This window comes from Sporosarcina sp. Marseille-Q4943 (genome assembly GCF_943736995.1).
Lineage (GTDB): Bacteria > Bacillota > Bacilli > Bacillales_A > Planococcaceae > Sporosarcina.
Window position 1 is genome coordinate 541,064 of record NZ_CALSFT010000002.1, and the last position, 17,093, is coordinate 558,156.

General features: G+C 44.1%; 17 protein-coding genes. 11 read left to right on the forward strand and 6 right to left on the reverse strand.

Going from position 1 to position 17,093, the window contains the following annotated elements; all coding sequences use genetic code 11:
- Positions 1-34: 34 nt before the first annotated feature.
- A complete protein-coding gene (locus NIT04_RS02700) occupies positions 35-907 on the forward strand; it encodes a LysR family transcriptional regulator (protein ID WP_252502072.1) in 873 nt (290 codons plus the stop codon).
- A 180-nt stretch (positions 908-1,087) separates the two neighbouring features.
- Here NIT04_RS02700 and NIT04_RS02705 read toward each other — a convergent pair whose 3' ends face one another.
- Both NIT04_RS02705 and NIT04_RS02710 read right to left on the reverse strand, forming a co-directional pair.
- Positions 1,088-2,563, reverse strand: coding sequence for a gluconokinase (locus tag NIT04_RS02705; RefSeq protein ID WP_252502073.1), 1,476 nt, complete (start codon positions 2,561-2,563; stop codon positions 1,088-1,090).
- A 35-nt stretch (positions 2,564-2,598) separates the two neighbouring features.
- Complete coding sequence (locus tag NIT04_RS02710) at positions 2,599-3,456, reverse strand: MurR/RpiR family transcriptional regulator (RefSeq protein ID WP_252502074.1); 858 nt, start codon at positions 3,454-3,456, stop codon at positions 2,599-2,601.
- Between the two features lie 176 nt (positions 3,457-3,632).
- Here NIT04_RS02710 and gnd point away from each other — a divergent pair, with 176 nt between their 5' ends.
- The 10 genes from gnd to rpiA all read left to right on the forward strand — a co-directional run bounded on the left by gnd (position 3,633) and on the right by rpiA (position 12,413).
- Positions 3,633-4,529, forward strand: a complete 897-nt coding sequence (gene gnd / locus NIT04_RS02715; RefSeq protein ID WP_252502075.1) for a phosphogluconate dehydrogenase (NAD(+)-dependent, decarboxylating) — start codon at positions 3,633-3,635, stop codon at positions 4,527-4,529.
- Between the two features lie 33 nt (positions 4,530-4,562).
- Positions 4,563-5,606: a TRAP transporter substrate-binding protein gene (locus NIT04_RS02720; protein WP_252502076.1), complete on the forward strand. Its 1,044-nt coding sequence runs from the start codon at positions 4,563-4,565 to the stop codon at positions 5,604-5,606.
- Between the two features lie 107 nt (positions 5,607-5,713).
- Entirely contained in the window at positions 5,714-6,217 is a 504-nt protein-coding gene (locus tag NIT04_RS02725) for a TRAP transporter small permease (RefSeq protein WP_252502077.1), read from the forward strand.
- Between the two features lie 44 nt (positions 6,218-6,261).
- The gene (locus tag NIT04_RS02730; protein WP_252502078.1) at positions 6,262-7,542 is read left to right on the forward strand and encodes a TRAP transporter large permease; all 1,281 of its coding nucleotides are present in this window, start codon (positions 6,262-6,264) and stop codon (positions 7,540-7,542) included.
- Positions 7,543-7,570: 28 nt separating this feature from the next.
- Entirely contained in the window at positions 7,571-8,536 is a 966-nt protein-coding gene (locus NIT04_RS02735) for a sugar kinase (protein WP_252502079.1), read from the forward strand.
- Positions 8,537-8,554: 18 nt separating this feature from the next.
- Entirely contained in the window at positions 8,555-9,199 is a 645-nt protein-coding gene (locus NIT04_RS02740; protein WP_252502080.1) for a bifunctional 4-hydroxy-2-oxoglutarate aldolase/2-dehydro-3-deoxy-phosphogluconate aldolase, read from the forward strand.
- 38 nt (positions 9,200-9,237) lie between these two features.
- Positions 9,238-10,386: a galactonate dehydratase gene (gene dgoD / locus NIT04_RS02745; RefSeq protein ID WP_252502081.1), complete on the forward strand. Its 1,149-nt coding sequence runs from the start codon at positions 9,238-9,240 to the stop codon at positions 10,384-10,386.
- A 30-nt stretch (positions 10,387-10,416) separates the two neighbouring features.
- The gene (locus NIT04_RS02750; protein WP_252502082.1) at positions 10,417-11,418 is read left to right on the forward strand and encodes a C-terminal binding protein; all 1,002 of its coding nucleotides are present in this window, start codon (positions 10,417-10,419) and stop codon (positions 11,416-11,418) included.
- A gap of 13 nt (positions 11,419-11,431) precedes the next feature.
- Complete coding sequence (locus NIT04_RS02755; RefSeq protein WP_252502083.1) at positions 11,432-11,692, forward strand: HPr family phosphocarrier protein; 261 nt, start codon at positions 11,432-11,434, stop codon at positions 11,690-11,692.
- A 31-nt stretch (positions 11,693-11,723) separates the two neighbouring features.
- Positions 11,724-12,413: a ribose-5-phosphate isomerase RpiA gene (gene rpiA, locus NIT04_RS02760; RefSeq protein ID WP_252502084.1), complete on the forward strand. Its 690-nt coding sequence runs from the start codon at positions 11,724-11,726 to the stop codon at positions 12,411-12,413.
- A gap of 73 nt (positions 12,414-12,486) precedes the next feature.
- Here the strand turns inward: rpiA and NIT04_RS02765 are convergent, their stop codons facing one another.
- The 4 genes from NIT04_RS02765 to NIT04_RS02780 form a co-directional block, all read right to left on the reverse strand.
- A complete protein-coding gene (locus NIT04_RS02765; protein WP_252502085.1) occupies positions 12,487-13,542 on the reverse strand; it encodes an S-layer homology domain-containing protein in 1,056 nt (351 codons plus the stop codon).
- 198 nt (positions 13,543-13,740) lie between these two features.
- Entirely contained in the window at positions 13,741-14,136 is a 396-nt protein-coding gene (locus NIT04_RS02770; RefSeq protein ID WP_252502086.1) for a VOC family protein, read from the reverse strand.
- Between the two features lie 320 nt (positions 14,137-14,456).
- Positions 14,457-15,155, reverse strand: coding sequence for a collagen-like protein (locus NIT04_RS02775; RefSeq protein WP_252502087.1), 699 nt, complete (start codon positions 15,153-15,155; stop codon positions 14,457-14,459).
- Positions 15,156-15,194: 39 nt separating this feature from the next.
- Entirely contained in the window at positions 15,195-16,991 is a 1,797-nt protein-coding gene (locus NIT04_RS02780) for an IPT/TIG domain protein (RefSeq protein WP_252502088.1), read from the reverse strand.
- Positions 16,992-17,093 lie beyond the last annotated feature (102 nt).

Genomic DNA, 17,093 nt, shown 5'->3' on the forward strand with positions numbered 1-17,093 from the left:
CTATTCATATGAAAAACGACTTACTGGAGGTAGTATGGAAATCCGACAACTGATGTATTTTATTGCGGTAGCGGAAGAATTGCACTTTGGGAGAGCGGCCAAGAAACTGGGGATGACGCAACCGCCGTTGAGCCAGCAAATCAAGAATTTAGAGGAATCTTTGGATGTGAAATTGTTCCATCGAACGAAGCGGAAAGTGACGTTGACGGAAGCCGGCCAATATTTCTATCGGGAGGCGGCGAAGCTTCACGGCAATTTGAACACGGCGATTCAGAATGCGAAATTAATTGACCGTGGCATGTTAGGCACATTGAAAATAGGGTTTGGTCCCGATTACGGCACATTGACGAAAATACTAAAGATTTATGAGCAGGAATACCCGAATGTCCAAATCCAACTGGAGCAAATGCCGACGTCGGAGCAGCTGATAGCGTTGGATAAAAAAGAGATCCAGATCGGCCTTCTCCCGGGACCGATCGAAAGGCAGAACATCGAATCGAAAATTGTGGCGGAGCACCGATACAAAGTCGTGCTCCCGGTCGACCATCCATTGGCGAATGAGGAGGGCGGCATTGATTTGATTGACTTGAAGGAAGAAAATTTCATCATGACACCGCGTGAAATCGGCTCTGCTTACTATGACTCTATCATCAACATTTGCAATAAAGCCGGCTTCAACCCGCATATTCGGAAAAAAACGCACGAACTGCAAACGGTCATCCCTCTAGTCGCCGCAAATATGGGAATAGCCATTGTGCCGGAAATGCTAGCATACTTCAGAAGGGAAGAAGTCGTGTTCTTGCCAATCAACAATTGTGATGATACGTTGAAAAACTGCATTGCTTGGAATGTGGAGGCGAAATCGCCGTTGATTGATTTGTTTTTGGAGATTGCGGAGGGGATATGACTGGTGCCCGTGATAGGTGCCTGTGTAGCGAACAATTCAGTTTATTAACTACAATTGCATATTCTAAAATGGAAAGCCAATCAATCAAGCGATCGATTGGCTTTCTGTTGTATTTTTATACCTTTAGTTAAATTTTCATAAATGTGTGTTGCACAGGCACTCGAACAACTCGAACAAATACTATAGTTGGTAATGTTTATCCATCGTCTCCGAGAGATCTTTATACAGAGAGAACAATTTCATATAGACATGGTGGTTTTCAATGTTAGGTATGAAATGTCCATGCATGGGGATGTGTTCTTTGATGGCTTCGAGACTATCGACTTCCCCTATGCTGTACAATGCAAGCCAAGCTGCACCCCACGCGGAGCTTTGGTGACTGAGGGGGACGTCCACTTGCTGGTTGAATACATCTGCGAGTATTTGGAGCCAAAGAGGTGAACGGGCAAATCCACCACTCGCCATTATTTTATCCGGTTTACCAGCAAGTCGTTCTAATGCTTGGCCTACATGGTAGATGCTGAACACGACGCCTTCCAAGCCTGCTCGGATGAGATGCTCTTTTTTATGTTGCAAGGAGAGCCCGAATAGATTGCCTCTCACGTTAGAATTCCATATGGGGGCCCTTTCTCCATTAAGGTAAGGTGTGAAAAGCAGGCCATCCGATCCGGCAGGAGCCAGTGCCGCTAAAGAGCTCATTGAATCGTAGCTCATGTTTTCCCCTACTAATTCCTTTAACCACTTCAACACGATTCCGCCACTGTTTGTCGGTCCGCCGATTAGTGATAACGATTCAGTAAACGTATAACAAAAAGTCTGCTGTAATTGATCTGTTTTTGTTTGAGGGACCAACTGCCGGATCGCCCCGCTCGTTCCAATTGTGATAGCAACTTCCCCCGGTTCGATCGCTCCTATGCCCAAGTTCGCCAATGGCCCATCGCTTGCTCCAATTATGAACGGAACATTCTCCCGTAAACCTGTTTTATATGCGATTTCTCGATTCAATCCTCTGATTTCTGTTGTCGGAGGAACAGGAGTGAACAGTTTCTCCTCAATAATGCCAGCGACCTTAAGTGCATCTGGATTCCAATACAACGTATGTGAATCGAACATACCGGTAGCTGATGCAATTGAGTAATCGACAAGCTGTGATCCGAACCAGCGGAATAATAAAAACTCTTTTATCGAAACGAATTTGGCCGCCGTATGAAAAGGGGGATAGTCTGTTTCCTTCATCCACATGAGCTTAACGAGCGGAGACATCGGGTGGATTGGTGTGCCTGTAGATAGGTATAGATTCGAATTCTGCTCTTGTAAGCGTCTTGCCTCGTTCGTTGCTCGTCCATCTGCCCATGTAATGGAAGGGGATAAAGGCTCACCTTCATCATCGATACAAATAAGGGAATGCATAGCACTCGATAATCCGATTGCCAGAATGGTATCAGGATCAATTGTGCTAGTTTTTATCAATGAACTAATTGCCATTATTGCTGCGTTTTCAATTTCTAGTGGGTCTTGTTCCGCCCAGCCGTGATGAGGAGTATGCAATGGATATTCCACTTCATATTCACCGACAACAATACCGTTTCTATTGAATGCAACGGCTTTAGTGCTAGTAGTCCCAATATCAAGTCCTATAACGATTGAGTTAGTCAATTGAGGCACCTTCTTTGTTAATAATCATTTTTAGATTAAAGTTTTTTCACAGAAATTGCGCTTCTCATTTTTTGCAAAGATGTTTTCATCCGGTCATTTAGACGGATGCTCACATTTACATATAAGGCATCAATAATACTTAATTGTGCGAGACGGGATGCCAATGCTTCTGATCTGTATTCCGTTTCCACAGAGACAGTTTGAAGAACGATGTCAGCTTTTTCGCTTAGAGGTGTCTTTGAGAAATGGGTGATTCCGATTGTGATCGCCCCATTTTTTTTTGCTATTTCCAATGCCTCGAGGACATCCCGGCTTGTCCCTGAGTGAGAAATGCAGACAACGACATCTTCATCATTCAATTGTGCAGCACTCATTACCTGGAGATGTCCGTCTGTATAACAACTCGAGTACAAGCCGCTCCTAAGGAACTTGTGATGAGCGTCCAATGCGATGGAACCGGAACCGCCGCTGCCGTAAAATTCGATTTTTCGAGCGGAGGCCAATGCGTTTACTGCGTCTTTGAGTTGTTTGGGATCAATTACTTGGAGTGTGTCCTCCAGTGTTCTGATATTTGATTTGAAAACCTTTTCCGCGATCGTTTTTTCATCGTCACCTTCCGCGATCGTTTCATGAATATCTTTCGTCGTTGAAATGATTTCAGATGCAAGGGCTATTTTCATAGCTTGGTAACCTTTATAACCTAACCGTTTGGAAAAGCGGAAAACTGTGGCATCTGCTACGGACAGTTCCTCAGCTATTTGACTGATCGTTGAATGGATGAAACGTTCCGGTTGATTGAGTATAAAATCTGCTATCGCTCTTTCCTTATCACTCAATTGCGTATAGATAGCACGTATGAGTGTAAAGCAATGGGGTGTAACATCTCTCATCATCTTCGTCTCCCTCGATTAAATCTTTCATTTATCATACATGATATTTTTTCTTAGTAATAACTAATTTTTCACAAATGAATTTTCGAATAACTATTGTATTAAAAAAAATTCGATATATAATGAGCATATATGAAATATTTTTTCTTTTTAATGCATTATGAAAGGGGTTACAACTAATGAAATTGGCTATGATTGGCCTTGGGAAGATGGGTTTTAACTTAGCTTTAAACCTCATTGACCACAAACATGAAGTAGTTGCTTATGATGTTGATAGAGATGCAGTGGAGAAAATCACCGCGCAAGGCGCTATTGCAGCAACTAGCTTGGAAGAAGCTGTTCAACAACTTGAAACTCCCCGAGTCGTTTGGCTAATGGTACCTGCAGGTGATGTAACCGAAGACATTCTAGCAACCTTAGAGAGTTTGTTAGAAAAAGGGGACATCGTCATTGAAGGCGGAAATTCAAATTATAAAGATTCAATTCGTCGAGGCACTAAGCTCGCGGCCAAGGGAATCCACTTCCTTGACTGTGGTACGAGTGGTGGTGTGGATGGTGCGAGAAATGGGATTTGTACGATGGTCGGCGGAGATAGAGAAGTATTCACATCGATTGAGCAAATCTTTAAAGACACCGCAGTGGACAATGGTTATCTTTACGCAGGTAAATTAGGTAGCGGTCATTTCTTGAAAATGATACATAACGGAATTGAATACGGAATGATGCAATCCATTGCCGAAGGATTCGACATTCTAGAGAAAAGTGATTTTGACTATGATTTTGAAAAAGTGGCGAAGGTCTGGAACAACGGTTCTGTAATCCGCTCTTGGCTAATGGAACTGACTGAAAACGCTTTCTCAAAAGATCCTAAGTTAGAAGCGGTGAGGGGAATCATGAATTCTTCTGGATCGGGGAAGTGGACGGTAGAAACGTCGTTGGATCTGCAAGTACCTGCACCTGTTATTACAATGTCTCTTCTAATGAGATACCGTTCTTTGGAAGATGATACTTTCACGGGTAAAGTAGTCGCTGCGTTACGAAATGAATTTGGTGGGCATGAAATTGTCGGTAAGTAAGAATTACAACATAAAAAACAGGGGGTAATTAGTATGAAAAGATTTTTGACTGTTTTACTAGCGGCAATTATGGTCTTGGCACTCGCCGCTTGCGGTAGCGACAGCGGCGATTCGAAAGGTAGTGCCGCTGAAGGTAAAAACTCAAGTGCAAAGAAAACAATCCGCGGAGGAATCGGTTTAAATGATTCGCATCCACAATACCTTGGTTTATTGAAGTTTAAAGAGATCGTTGAAGAAAAAACAAATGGTGACATTACCGTTGAAACGTATCATAGCGGCCAACTTGGCGATGACCGTACAATGACTGAAGCTTTGCAATTAGGTTCGCAGGAAGTTACGATCCCTTCAACTGCACCACTAGCTAACTTTGTTCCTGAGTTCAACGTATTTGATTTCCCGTTCCTTTTCCCAAGTGAAGAAGTTGCGGATAAAGTATTAGATGGTGAAGTGGGTCAAAAATTCCTCGACAAGCTCGAAAGCCAAAACTTGGTTGGGCTAGCGTATTGGGAAAATGGTTTTCGTGATGTAACGAATAGTAAACATGCCATCGCAACTGCGGCGGACTTCAAAGGATTGAAATTACGTACAATGGAAAACGACCTTCATCTAGAGGCTTTTCGTGCATTAGGTGCAAATCCGACTCCTATGGCATTCACTGAACTGTTTACAGCAATGCAGCAAAAAACTGTAGACGGACAAGAAAATCCGTTGGCTACTATCTACCTTCAAAAGTATTACGAAGTGCAATCACATGTATCAAACACCCATCATGTATACAGCCCGTTTGTATTTTTAATGAGCAAATCTTTCTTTGATGGATTGACAGAAGATCAACAAAAGATCGTTCGGGATGCAGCAGTCGAAGCAGGTGTGTACCAACGACAATTGAATCGTGAAGCGAACGAAAAGTATTTGGCTGATCTTCAAGAAGCAGGCATCACTTACACGGAAATCACTCCTGAAGCACGTGAAGAGATGGTGAAACTTGTACAACCTGCGATTGACAAATATACAGAAAAGATTGGTAAAGAAACCGTGCAAGAAGTATTCGATGCAATTGAAGCAGTTTCCAAGTAAGAGAATCTAAAAAGACTTAAAGGGGGGCGTCCCCCTAAGTCTTTTTATTTGTAAATACGGTTGCATAGTAGTCGAAATGTAAATTTTTGAGTAAAGAGGAGATTGAAATGAAAATCATCCGATGGTTTGATCGGCATATTGAAGAACTGTTGTTGACAATCTTTACTTCGATTATGGTTACGGTCATATTTGTTCAGGTCGTTATGAGACAACTTGATAATTCATTATCGTGGTCGGAAGAATTGGCCCGATACTGTTTCATTTGGTTAGTTTACATAGGGATTAGTTATGGAGTTAAAAAGCAAAGGCATATCAAAGTGGATGTCCTGCTCGTTGTTCTAAGCGAAAAATGGAGGGTTATATTAAATATCCTATCAACCGTTTTGTTTATGGTATTTGCAATATTCGTAGTTTACTACGGGTATGATATCGCGAATAAGTTATTGGCTTTCGGTCAAAAATCTCCTGCATTACATATACCAATGGGATTAGTTTATATGGCAACGCCGGTCGGGATGGGATTGACCATCATTCGACTTATTCAAAACCTTATTACTTATTTTAAAGTATTACGAGGGAAAGAAGTACTCGAAGGACAAACGGAAGTATAAAAAATTCGGGACAATGATTCTGAAGGATCGTGGAGGTTTAAGAGATGACTACTGCTGTCTTATTTGGTAGTTTTGCGTTGCTGTTATTCCTAAGTGTGCCAATCGGGATTTCAATCGGCTTGGCAACGCTTATTACAATTTTCTATTCCGGCACTTTGCCAATTGAGTTCTTAGTGAAAGAGTTGGTTACTTCTGTCGATTCTTTTCCTTTAATGGCCGTCCCGTTCTTTATACTCGCAGGGGAAATCATGGGGAAAGGCGGAATCTCCGAAAGATTATTTAAAGTGGCGAATGCAATTGTCGGGAACAAGACAGGTGGATTTGCGATTGCGACAATCATCACCTGTATGTTTTTCGCTGCCATTTCCGGGTCCGGCCCCGCAACTGTTGCGGCGATCGGTGGAATTATGATTCCGGCAATGGTCCGTAATGGCTACGACAAGAAATTTGCAACAGCAGTAGTCGCTGCTGCGGGTTCAATCGGCGTTATTATCCCTCCGAGTATTCCAATGGTCATTTACGGTGTCGTTGGAAACGCATCAATCGGGGATCTCTTCATTGCTGGAATAGTACCTGGAATTCTAGTCGGACTTTCGATGATCACTTACGCGTATGTTTATTCAAAGAAAAAAGGGTTCAAAGGGATGGACGAACCAACGTCCTTAAAGAAAATAGGGATTGCTATATGGGAAGCTAAATGGGCTTTGCTAATTCCAGTCATTATTTTAGGCGGGATTTACGGAGGATACTTCACACCGACAGAAGCAGCAGTCATCGCGGTTGTTTATGGTCTATTCGCTTCAGTTGTTTTATATCGCGAGCTTCGAATTAAAGATTTGCCGAAAGTCATGGTCGATTCAGCATTGACGACTGCGACGGTATTAATCATTGTTGGGACAGCAACAGCGTTCGGTAGATATTTGACAATCGAACAAGTCCCAACGAAAGTGGCAAATGCTCTTTTAAATCTTTCCAGTGAACCAATTATCATCATCTTGCTCATCACTGCACTTTTATTGGTTGTCGGCATGTTCATGGACACACTCGCTGCAATCATCATTTTAACACCAATCCTTTTGCCAATCGCTATTCAGATCGGCTATGATCCAATCCATTTCGGAATTTTGATGGTAGTCAACTTGGCTATCGGGTTCATCACACCGCCGCTTGGAGTGAATCTGTTTGTCGCTTCAGGAATTTCCGGACTTTCGCTTGAGACGTTATCCCGTGCGGTCATTCCATTCGTTTTTGCAATGATATTCACATTATTGCTCATTACATTTGTTCCGCAACTTTCGTTATTTTTGGTAGGACTCGCGAAATGATAAAAATAGACGAGGCAGGTTGTATAGTATGTATGAAATAGAAGTGTTTACACTAGGCGAAACGATGGTTCTTTTTCAACCTGAACAATTTCTTCCTATGGAGTATGTACATCAATTTCCTAAAAGTATTGGCGGCGCTGAATCGAATGTTGCAATCGGTTTGACGAGATTGGGACATTCAGTCGGGTGGTTCAGTAAACTGGGGAATGATCCCTTCGGAAGATACATCCTCAAAAATATTCGTGGAGAAGGCGTGGACGTCTCTTCCTGTCTTCTGACAGATGACGCACAAACAGGTTTGATTTTTAAAGAGCGATTGACGCCAGAAGATGTAAACGTTTACTATTATCGCAAATATTCTGCGGCAAGTTTAATGGAAGAAACTGATTTGAATGAACAATATATTGCACAAGCCAAAATTCTACACATTACGGGGATAACGCCCGCCCTGAGTGAATCATGTTATCGCACTGTAATGAAAGCAATTGAAATCGCAAAAAAGAACGGCATGATGATTGTCTTTGATCCAAATTTACGCCTGAAGCTTTGGTCTGCAGAGTGCGCGAAAAACGTGTTCAATGAAATAGCTTCTTACGCAGATGTCATTTTGCCTGGACTTGACGAAGGGCAATTTATGACTGGCATGGTGGAAGTGGAAGATGTGGCTGATGTTTTAATGGGTGATAGCGATAAGACGATTATTATCAAGCTCGGAAGTAAAGGGGCTTATTACCAGACAAAGGACGAAAAAGCTTATATAGAAGGATTCCCTGTTAAGCGAGTAGTTGATCCTGTAGGTGCAGGCGATGGTTTTGCAGCTGGAATCATTAGTGGAATTTTACGTCAAGAACCGCTGCGCCTTGTCGTCAAGCGGGCGAATGCCATCGGAGCAATGGTTGTCGGTGTCGATGGTGATGTAGAAGGCTTGCCGACACTTTCTACTGTAGAACGATTCATGGAACCAACAGGAGCTGTACGAGATGTAAAAAGATGATAAAGGGAGGGCGCACTCATGAAAAAATGGGAGGATCTTTTACGGCTTAAAGAATCTGGTTTGGTCGCTGTTATCCGGAGACCTCAACAATCGCAGATCCATTTAATAGCGGAAGCGCTCGTTTACGGTGGAGTTGGTGCTTTGGAAATAACAGTTGATACCCCCCACGCTTTTAACATGATAAAAAGCTTGAAAGAAACATTCAAAGATAGAGTCCTAGTCGGAGCAGGTACGGTGTTAGATGCTGAATCGGCAAAAACGGCAATTGATGCAGGTTCAGATTTTATTTTTTCTCCCTGTTTCGATGTGAAAACGATTCAGATTACGAATCGCTATGGAAAGATCTCTATCCCTGGTGTTATGACCCCGACAGAAATAGTCCATGCCTATTCAGCGGGGGCAGATATTCTCAAGATTTTTCCGGGCGATACACTTGGTGCCAATTACATAAAAGATTTACAAGGTCCTCTTGGGCATATACCGATGATGCCAGCTGGCGGAGTGAGCCTGGATAATGTGGAATCGTTCATAAAGAACGGCGCAGTTGCAGTCGGGGTTGGTGGAACTTTGGTTGATCGGAAAGCGATAGCTGAAGAGCGTTATGACGAGTTAACTAAGACTGCCAAGCAGTTTATCATGAAAATTCAACAGGCAAGGAACTAAATTTCCCGTTTGATATTGCAATAAATGGAGGCCTTAACATGAAAATCACGAAGATGGAAACATTCATTGTACCGCCAAGATGGCTGTTCCTAAAGATTGAAACGGATGAAGGAATTGTCGGATGGGGAGAGCCGGTTGTCGAGGGGCGTGCGGCCACTGTAGAAGCGGCCGTCAAGGAATTAAGCGAGTATATCATCGGCAAAGATCCTCTCCGTATAGAGGATCATTGGCAAACGATGTACCGGGCCGGTTTTTATCGAGGAGGTCCAATCCTGATGAGCGCAATCGCAGGGATTGACCAGGCATTATGGGATATTAAAGGAAAGTTTTACAATGCGCCGATTTATGAATTGATGGGCGGTGCCTGTCGCGATTCGGTCCGCGTTTATTCCTGGATAGGCGGTGACCGTCCGAGCGATGTAGGAAAAGCGGCTAAAGAGGCGGTTGCTGCCGGGTTTACGGCAGTAAAAATGAACGGGACGGAAGAACTTCAATATATTGACTCTTATCAAAAGATCGATGAAGCAGTAGAAAGAATCGCAGTCGTTCGCGAAGTTGTCGGGAATACCATTGGGATTGGAATTGACTTTCACGGACGTGTACATAAACCGATGGCTAAAATATTGGCTAAGGAACTGGAGCAGTTCAGACCGATGTTCATCGAAGAACCGGTATTACCTGAGAACAACGAAGCCCTTCGTGAAGTTGCTCGTGTCACAAATATTCCGATCGCGACCGGGGAGCGCATGTATTCGAAATGGGACTTTAAAAAACTGCTCGAAGATGGCTATGTGGATATCATCCAACCTGATCTGTCCCATGCCGGTGGAATCACGGAGTGTAAAAAAATCTTCTCGATGGCTGAAGCGTATGATGTTGCAGTTGCACCACATTGTCCACTCGGTCCGATTGCATTAGCATCATGTCTTCAAGTGGATGCGACATCTCATAATGTCTTCATTCAGGAGCAAAGTCTGGGTATTCACTATAACCAAGGCAGTGATTTGTTGGATTACTTGAATGATCCAAAGGTATTTGACTATAAAGAAGGCTATGTTGACATGTTACATAAACCTGGACTCGGTATTTCGATAAATGAAGAGTTTGTAAGGGAACAAGCAAAGATAGGGCATAATTGGAAGAATCCTGTGTGGCGTCATAAAGATGGAACTATCGCTGAGTGGTGAGCGAAGCTAAGGCAAAAAGGAGTGGCCGGTTTGAGCCGTTTTAAAGTCGTAGTGACAGATTATGAATACGAAACATTTGCGCCTGAGCAAGAGGTGCTTAGTGAGATCGGTGTAGAACTGACCTTAGCGCAATGTCATACAGAAGAGGAAGTCATTGCGGCTTGTATTGATGCTGATGCTTTGATCAGTCAATATGCGCCTATTAGCCGGAATGTCATTGAAAATCTTGAAAAATGTCAAGTGATTGCCCGCTATGGAGTCGGCTTCAATACAATCGATGTGGAGGCGGCAACAGAAAAAGGAATTGTTGTCGGGAACGTGACTGACTATTGTTTGGATGAAGTATCGGATCATACTATCGCTTTGCTTCTTGCATGTGCCCGCAAAATAACAAAACTGAATAACGCGGTTAAAAAAGGGATATGGGATTTTAACCTTTCTGTTCCTGTTTTTCGTTTAAGAGGACGTACACTAGGTCTCGTCGGATTAGGGAATATCCCACGGACAGTGGCGAAAAAAGCACAAGTATTCGGTTTGGACGTAATTGCTTTTGATCCCTTCGTGCCTGAAACAGTGGCAAGTGAATTGGATATACGTTTGGTCAGTTTAGATGAGCTATGTGAAATGTCGGATTACATTTCTGTTCATGTCCCGCTGAATCAGTATACAGAAGGAATGATCAGTGTTAATCAGTTTAATAGGATGAAGAAAGAGGCCTTTATTATTAATACTGCCAGAGGTCCAATCATTGACGAGCAAGCATTGATCCAAGCATTACAAGTAGGGAAGATTGCGGGGGCTGCACTAGATGTTCTTGAAGTGGAACCGATTGCCCCGACAAACCCATTGTTACAAATGGATAATGTAATCCTCACACCTCATGCAGCCTTTTATTCTATAGAAGCGGAAAATGAACTAAAAATGAAAACCGCACAAAATGTTGCAGATGTCTTATCCGGTTTTTATCCAACCTATTTCGTAAATAAAGATGTGAAAGAAATGGTGAAATTGAAAGAAAAAGATGCAAAGTAAAGGAGAAGGGTGCATGGAGAAAAAATCCAGTAAAAATGTTGTCGTCAATATTTCCAAGGATGTAACAATTATCGAGGTCAGTCAAGCAACGCAAAAATTCACATCTGAAATTTATCTTAAAAAGAATGTAAATGGATCCATCCATGAAATAAATTTAAAAAGCTTTCTTGGCCTTATCACATTGCAGCTCCGAAATGGGGATCATCTTGTTGTCAGCGCAATCGGTGAAGATTGTGAGGAAGCGGTAGAAGAGGTTGTCAGCTATTTAAGTTGAATAACGTACTACAGACCAAAGAAGGTGCAGAATGAAGGAGCAAATCGATACGTTAAAAAGAGCAGCTGGGGAAAAGGCTGTGGAATATATTGAAGATGGCATGATCATTGGACTTGGTTCCGGCTCTACTGTTTTTTGGACATTGAAAAAGTTAGGCCTACTAGTTGAGCAAGGCTTGAATGTCAAAGGGATTCCTTCGTCTAAGAGGACAGAGGGATGGGCACGCGAGTTTCATATTCCACTTACTGATTTCTCGAAAGTTGAGATGTTGGATGTAGCGATTGATGGTGCTGATGAAATCGACCCGAACTTGAACCTTATTAAAGGCGGAGGAGGATCATTAGTCAGGGAGAAAATCGTGGATGTTCATTCGAAGAAATTGATCATTGTCGCGGATGAATCCAAGATGGTTTCTCAACTCGGCAAATTCCCTTTGCCTGTTGAAATCCTTTCGTTCGGTTGGGAGCTGACAGCTGAGAAAATTGCTGCAATAGGAGGTAACCCTCGATTGAGGATGGATGAGGGGAAGCCTTTCATATCCAATAACGGAAACTACATCGTTGACTGTGATTTTAAAAAGATTGCTAATCCAGAAGAACTCCATCATCAATTGAAACAGATGCTTGGGGTTGTAGAGACAGGTTTGTTCATCGGAATAGCCGATACGATTATCATTGCTAGTAAAACAGATGTGAAGGTAATTGATAAGAAACTGTCTTAATTAATTCGCTGTACGCCTTATAAATTAACCCCCTTCGGCAGTTCGAACTGCCAAGGGGGTCTTACTCATTCCATCACTGCCCCGAAAACACTCGCAAATTCACTTTGAAGTGTTGCCAAATCTGAATGCCTTCACTTTCGCCATATAGCGTTACTTTGATATTGTTCGCAATCAAGTTTCCATCTGTTGTATCGCTCGGAGTCTTAAGCAAATCAACCATAGAGTCTTGAAGTTGCTGTTTGGCCGCTGCGCGGTTATCGACGACATTGATCAGGGCACCGTCCGCAATGCGGATGTGAGAAACACCGAGGGCAAGGAGCTTGTCAGAGAAGAAGCTTAGCCCTTGGACAGCTGTCATACCCTCGTCAAGATTATAAGCAGTCAATGTCAGTGTGTCGGTTTTAGGGTCATAAGAGGCTTGCGACACCTTTTTTCCGTCTTTTTCGATGACGCTGTTTTCAAGAACGATTGCGCGAATCTGTGCTTTTGTCTCTTCCGTGATTTCGGCAACTTTTTGTAAATTTTCTGCGCGAACGACGAAGGAAGCCATTTGTGCGCGGGTGACGTTGGCATTCGGTTCGAACGTCGTCGCCGTTTTGCCTTTCGTCACTTTGTTTTCGACGAGCGTTTGGACATGGCCGGCGTACCAAGCGGAATTTCCGACGTCGGCGAACGGATAATCCGCTTTCGCTTCGAGTGGAAGATTATAGCTCAAGTCGATGATTTTCGCTGCCTGTGCGCGCGTCATCGGTGTGTTTGGCCTGAACGTACCGTCTTCGAAGCCGGAGATGTAGCCCGCATTCGCGAGCGCTGCTACATAGCCGTAGTACCATTGTTTTTTATTTAAATCCTTGAAGCCAGGATCTTTTACATTTTTAGTATTTAATTTGAGCGAGAGGGCAAGAATTTTCGAAGCGTGCGCCCGTGTCAATGTCGCGCCCGGCCTAAATGTGCCGTCTTCATACCCTTTGATGATGCCTCTTTCGGCCAAGTTCAAAATCGCATCGTGGTGATCTGAGCTTTTCGGTACATCTTTGAATGAAGTGACCGCCGCATGAGCAGGGGCGGCTATGAGGATTACACCTGCCACCAATGCATATAGGAAAGCTTTTATAGCTGATTTTATCATTTTAATTCCCCCCGGATATCGAGAATTTGTACTTGAAAAATGAATATTCTAATTAACTATAGTATAGGTGATAGGTAGAGAAGATGATAGGGCGGGTAGTTTTTGATTCGAGGCGGCGCTTGTGTCTGGATATAAAAAAGGGTTGTCTAGAAAGCGAAAGATACCACTTTCATTGACAGCCCTAATTTACATTACCTATTACTTCGCATTCTCATCCGGTTGATGCACTCCAAAAACATTGCCTTCCGTGTCGAGGTAATACCCTTGCCACGCCATGCCGGGAAGGGCGTGTTTTGGTAATGCGACCGTGCCGCCGTTGGCCATGATTTTTTCATGCGTCGCGTCGTAATTCTCCACATTCATTGTGCACGTGAATCCGTTGACTGCTTGTCCCGTTTGAGGCGGTGGACCTTGTCTTTGCATCAACGCACCGTTGACGCCGGGTTCGCTGTCGTCGCCTGTCACTGCTCCGAAGTAAGGCATCCCTGCAAAATCGCTCCAATCTTGGAACGACCATCCGAATACCTCCCCATAAAACGTCTGTGCCCGCTCCATGTCTTCCACATGAATTTCGAAATGAATTAATCTACCCATAACTTCCTCCTAGTTTTTGTGTTTTTGGTTTGGAATATTATGACTTGTTGCACTTTAGGAGTTAAGTATACCATCTTAGGGTTAGTTTAGTAAATGATCATTGGGAGTGGTAGCATGGCTTATTTAATATCTATCGAATCGGTGTAGTTTTCTATTGAATTCGGTGAGTTATCTATTGAATGTGCTGAGTTATCTATTGAATCCATGAAGTTATCTATCGAATATGTAAAGTTATCACCAAAACAGGACTTTCAAACTAGTCAATGTAAGAAGACAACCTGGCAGTGAATGCATACTGTCAGGATGTCTTCCTTAATTCGCTATCCAATTCGCATAAGTTGCAAGCTAGCCAGTTTATAACTGCAATGTTCTTGTAAATCAGCGATCAGTTTGACGACGTCGCCTTCCTGCAAGGAGACGAGTTGGCTGGTCGACAATGTCGTGGAAATCAAGGATTCCGTTACGGATGAATGGACTTGAATGTTGTCATTGATTTGCATCCGGAATGTTGAAGGGGTGAAGCTTATGACGTTCGATTCGAGAACGACGGTATAGCTAAGTTGGAAAATGCCATCCTTTAAGACTTGTAATCCTTCGCGAACGACTTTGATGTCTTGTAACGGTCCGGCAATTTGGAAATGGACAGTCCCTGATGCCGAGCTTTTTGTTGTTGTATAGGCATATCCGTATGTCGTATCAAACGTTCCGGCAGGGCCGCGTTCCCCCTGAGGTCCTTGAGGTCCCGTTTCACCCCGTTCCCCTTGGGCCCCCCTTTCACCCCTTTCGCCGCGTTCCCCTTTTTCACCCCGTTCTCCTTTCTGGCCCGGCTTTCCATCCAGTCCTTGGAAGCCTCGGAGTCCCCGATCTCCTTTTGGACCAGGTGGACCTTGTTCTCCTTTAGGTCCTGGGCGCCCTGGTTCTCCTTGTGGTCCTTGATAGCCCCGCGGACCTCTTCGTCCTCTGTTTTCACTGCCACATTTACAGAAGAAATCTTCATTGCATTTTGGACACCGCTCCATTACATTTCCTCCTTTCAGTGAAATGTTTCTGATTGGCATTCATCTGCGAATCGTAATTGGTACAGATGGAAGTGTGCCGCCAGAGCTGGATTGAATGGAGATTGCCCTCGTTTCATCAGGTTGGATGGTAGACCCCTCGACGCGGTATTCCCATTCGCCAAGTGCGTCGCCCGGCACTTGAGCAAGAAGAGCACCTGCTGTTTCATTTCCGATGTAGATTGAAATGGCGGCACCACTACCGAGCACATCCGAGGTCCCGGTAATTCGCCATTCTGCATCCCGTGTCCGGAATTCTGCCCGGGTGACCGTTAGATTACCTGTAGGTACCGGGGTGGAATCGATCACATGGATGTGCACTTCATCGGTAGACGTTCTATCTTCGCCAGTGACGGATAATTGAAAGATGAGCGTTTCTGTTGTGTTAGGGGCTATGAAAGAGGGGGTTAACGTATCTTCGTTTAGTAATGCAACGGGTGTACCTGACAGTTGGGTCCAATGAAATGAAATGATTGTTCCTGTCGATCCGGAACCGTTCAGTGTCACCGTTGCGCCGAAAAGCACAGTCGCATCATCCCCAGCGTTTGCTGTTACTGGCGCCGGTGGAGATGGAGTACCATTCACGGTTACCGGGATTGTTCGACTTCCACCAGCAGTAGAGCGAATTGTCACAGTGGCGGGGGGAGATGGAAGGTTCATCGAAAGCCCGGTCGATGGAATGACGAGCTCACCGAGTCCAAAGTCTGCTGCGGATAATGTCGGTGTTCCGATCGCGTCACTAGAAAATGCTTCGATCGTGAAGTCTTGCGAATCGATATCATAGTTGGCGGATGCTGTAATGAAATCGACAGGTACGACATCTTTACGACTGTCCGGCTCATCGGTCACATTTGTAACAGTGATCGAACGAGGTGGACGGTTTCCGGTAAATTGGACTCTGGCAAAATACTGTCCATTGCTTCCGGATAATACGGTAGGGTCGATCCCAGTGCCCGTCACTTGTATCGATTGATCCGTATCGTCGGAAGTAGCAAACACATCGATAACCCCAACATCATCTGCGTTTTGGGTGAACGTTGCCCTTGGGACATCGACACCGGAAATTGTGGAGATTTTACCTAACAGACTGAAGTTTCTCGTCTCAATGCAGTGGTCCGGATCAAATCCCGGTGTAGTGGAACGATCTGGTGAGCCGATTCCGATGCCGGGACCTTCAATGCGGAAATAGTTTTGTGGTTGCCCGGATTGATCGACAAATGGACTTCCGATAATGGGGTGAAGCACGTCCGGATTACCGATGTATCCTGCGGGAGCGGCTGGTGCCACATTCGGATCCCATTGTAAAAAAGGTTGGACACGGCTATTCAATACAACGTCAAAATCTCCGCCGTTCATTCCTCCAAAGTCTTCCGTGAAATTGATCTCTCCGACCGTCGGATTACGAGGATCCGCTTCCGCTATAAACGTGTCAACTCCATACGGGTGCGTGACGGTGTATTGTGCATTCGCCTGTAAACCGTCAACACGTACTCGGACTCTTGCAAATACGATTTGTTCATTAACCCTCGGCACTTCATTCACAAATGCAGCCTCCAGCGCCAATACGAGTCTCGCCCTTTCTCCCGTACCTGTTGTCATTTCCGCTTCTGCCTGTAGATAAAAAGCTTCATCCGGATAGTTGTCTGGAAATGATACAGGTTGTGTAGGGTCGGGTAAATCGGCAAATGTAATGCCGGAGAATGGATCCGTCGGGTCGACGTTCAATTGAAGGCGTAAGCCATTATCATCCTTATACCAAACTGGGAAACCATCGAATTGATTGATGGGACCAACTTTCATAACATCCCTCCTAAACTGATTACTAAGGGACACCAATTGCTTTTTGCATCTCCTTTGGCAGATCCCCTGAATATAATATATGACCAAGGCGTTTGTAGAGGG

Bases quoted from the DNA above. Each gene is read 5' to 3' on its own strand.
- NIT04_RS02755 (WP_252502083.1), top strand. From the start codon at position 11,432: ATGGAGAAAAAATCCAGTAAAAATGTTGTCGTCAATATTTCCAAGGAT.
- rpiA (WP_252502084.1), top strand. From the start codon at position 11,724: ATGAAGGAGCAAATCGATACGTTAAAAAGAGCAGCTGGGGAAAAGGCT.
- NIT04_RS02775 (WP_252502087.1), bottom strand. From the start codon at position 15,155: ATGGAGCGGTGTCCAAAATGCAATGAAGATTTCTTCTGTAAATGTGGC.
- NIT04_RS02765 (WP_252502085.1), bottom strand. From the start codon at position 13,542: ATGATAAAATCAGCTATAAAAGCTTTCCTATATGCATTGGTGGCAGGT.
- NIT04_RS02740 (WP_252502080.1), top strand. From the start codon at position 8,555: ATGAAAAAATGGGAGGATCTTTTACGGCTTAAAGAATCTGGTTTGGTC.
- NIT04_RS02720 (WP_252502076.1), top strand. From the start codon at position 4,563: ATGAAAAGATTTTTGACTGTTTTACTAGCGGCAATTATGGTCTTGGCA.
- NIT04_RS02770 (WP_252502086.1), bottom strand. From the start codon at position 14,136: ATGGGTAGATTAATTCATTTCGAAATTCATGTGGAAGACATGGAGCGG.
- dgoD (WP_252502081.1), top strand. From the start codon at position 9,238: ATGAAAATCACGAAGATGGAAACATTCATTGTACCGCCAAGATGGCTG.
- NIT04_RS02780 (WP_252502088.1), bottom strand. From the start codon at position 16,991: ATGAAAGTTGGTCCCATCAATCAATTCGATGGTTTCCCAGTTTGGTAT.
- gnd (WP_252502075.1), top strand. From the start codon at position 3,633: ATGAAATTGGCTATGATTGGCCTTGGGAAGATGGGTTTTAACTTAGCT.
- NIT04_RS02700 (WP_252502072.1), top strand. From the start codon at position 35: ATGGAAATCCGACAACTGATGTATTTTATTGCGGTAGCGGAAGAATTG.
- NIT04_RS02725 (WP_252502077.1), top strand. From the start codon at position 5,714: ATGAAAATCATCCGATGGTTTGATCGGCATATTGAAGAACTGTTGTTG.
- NIT04_RS02710 (WP_252502074.1), bottom strand. From the start codon at position 3,456: ATGATGAGAGATGTTACACCCCATTGCTTTACACTCATACGTGCTATC.
- NIT04_RS02735 (WP_252502079.1), top strand. From the start codon at position 7,571: ATGTATGAAATAGAAGTGTTTACACTAGGCGAAACGATGGTTCTTTTT.
- NIT04_RS02730 (WP_252502078.1), top strand. From the start codon at position 6,262: ATGACTACTGCTGTCTTATTTGGTAGTTTTGCGTTGCTGTTATTCCTA.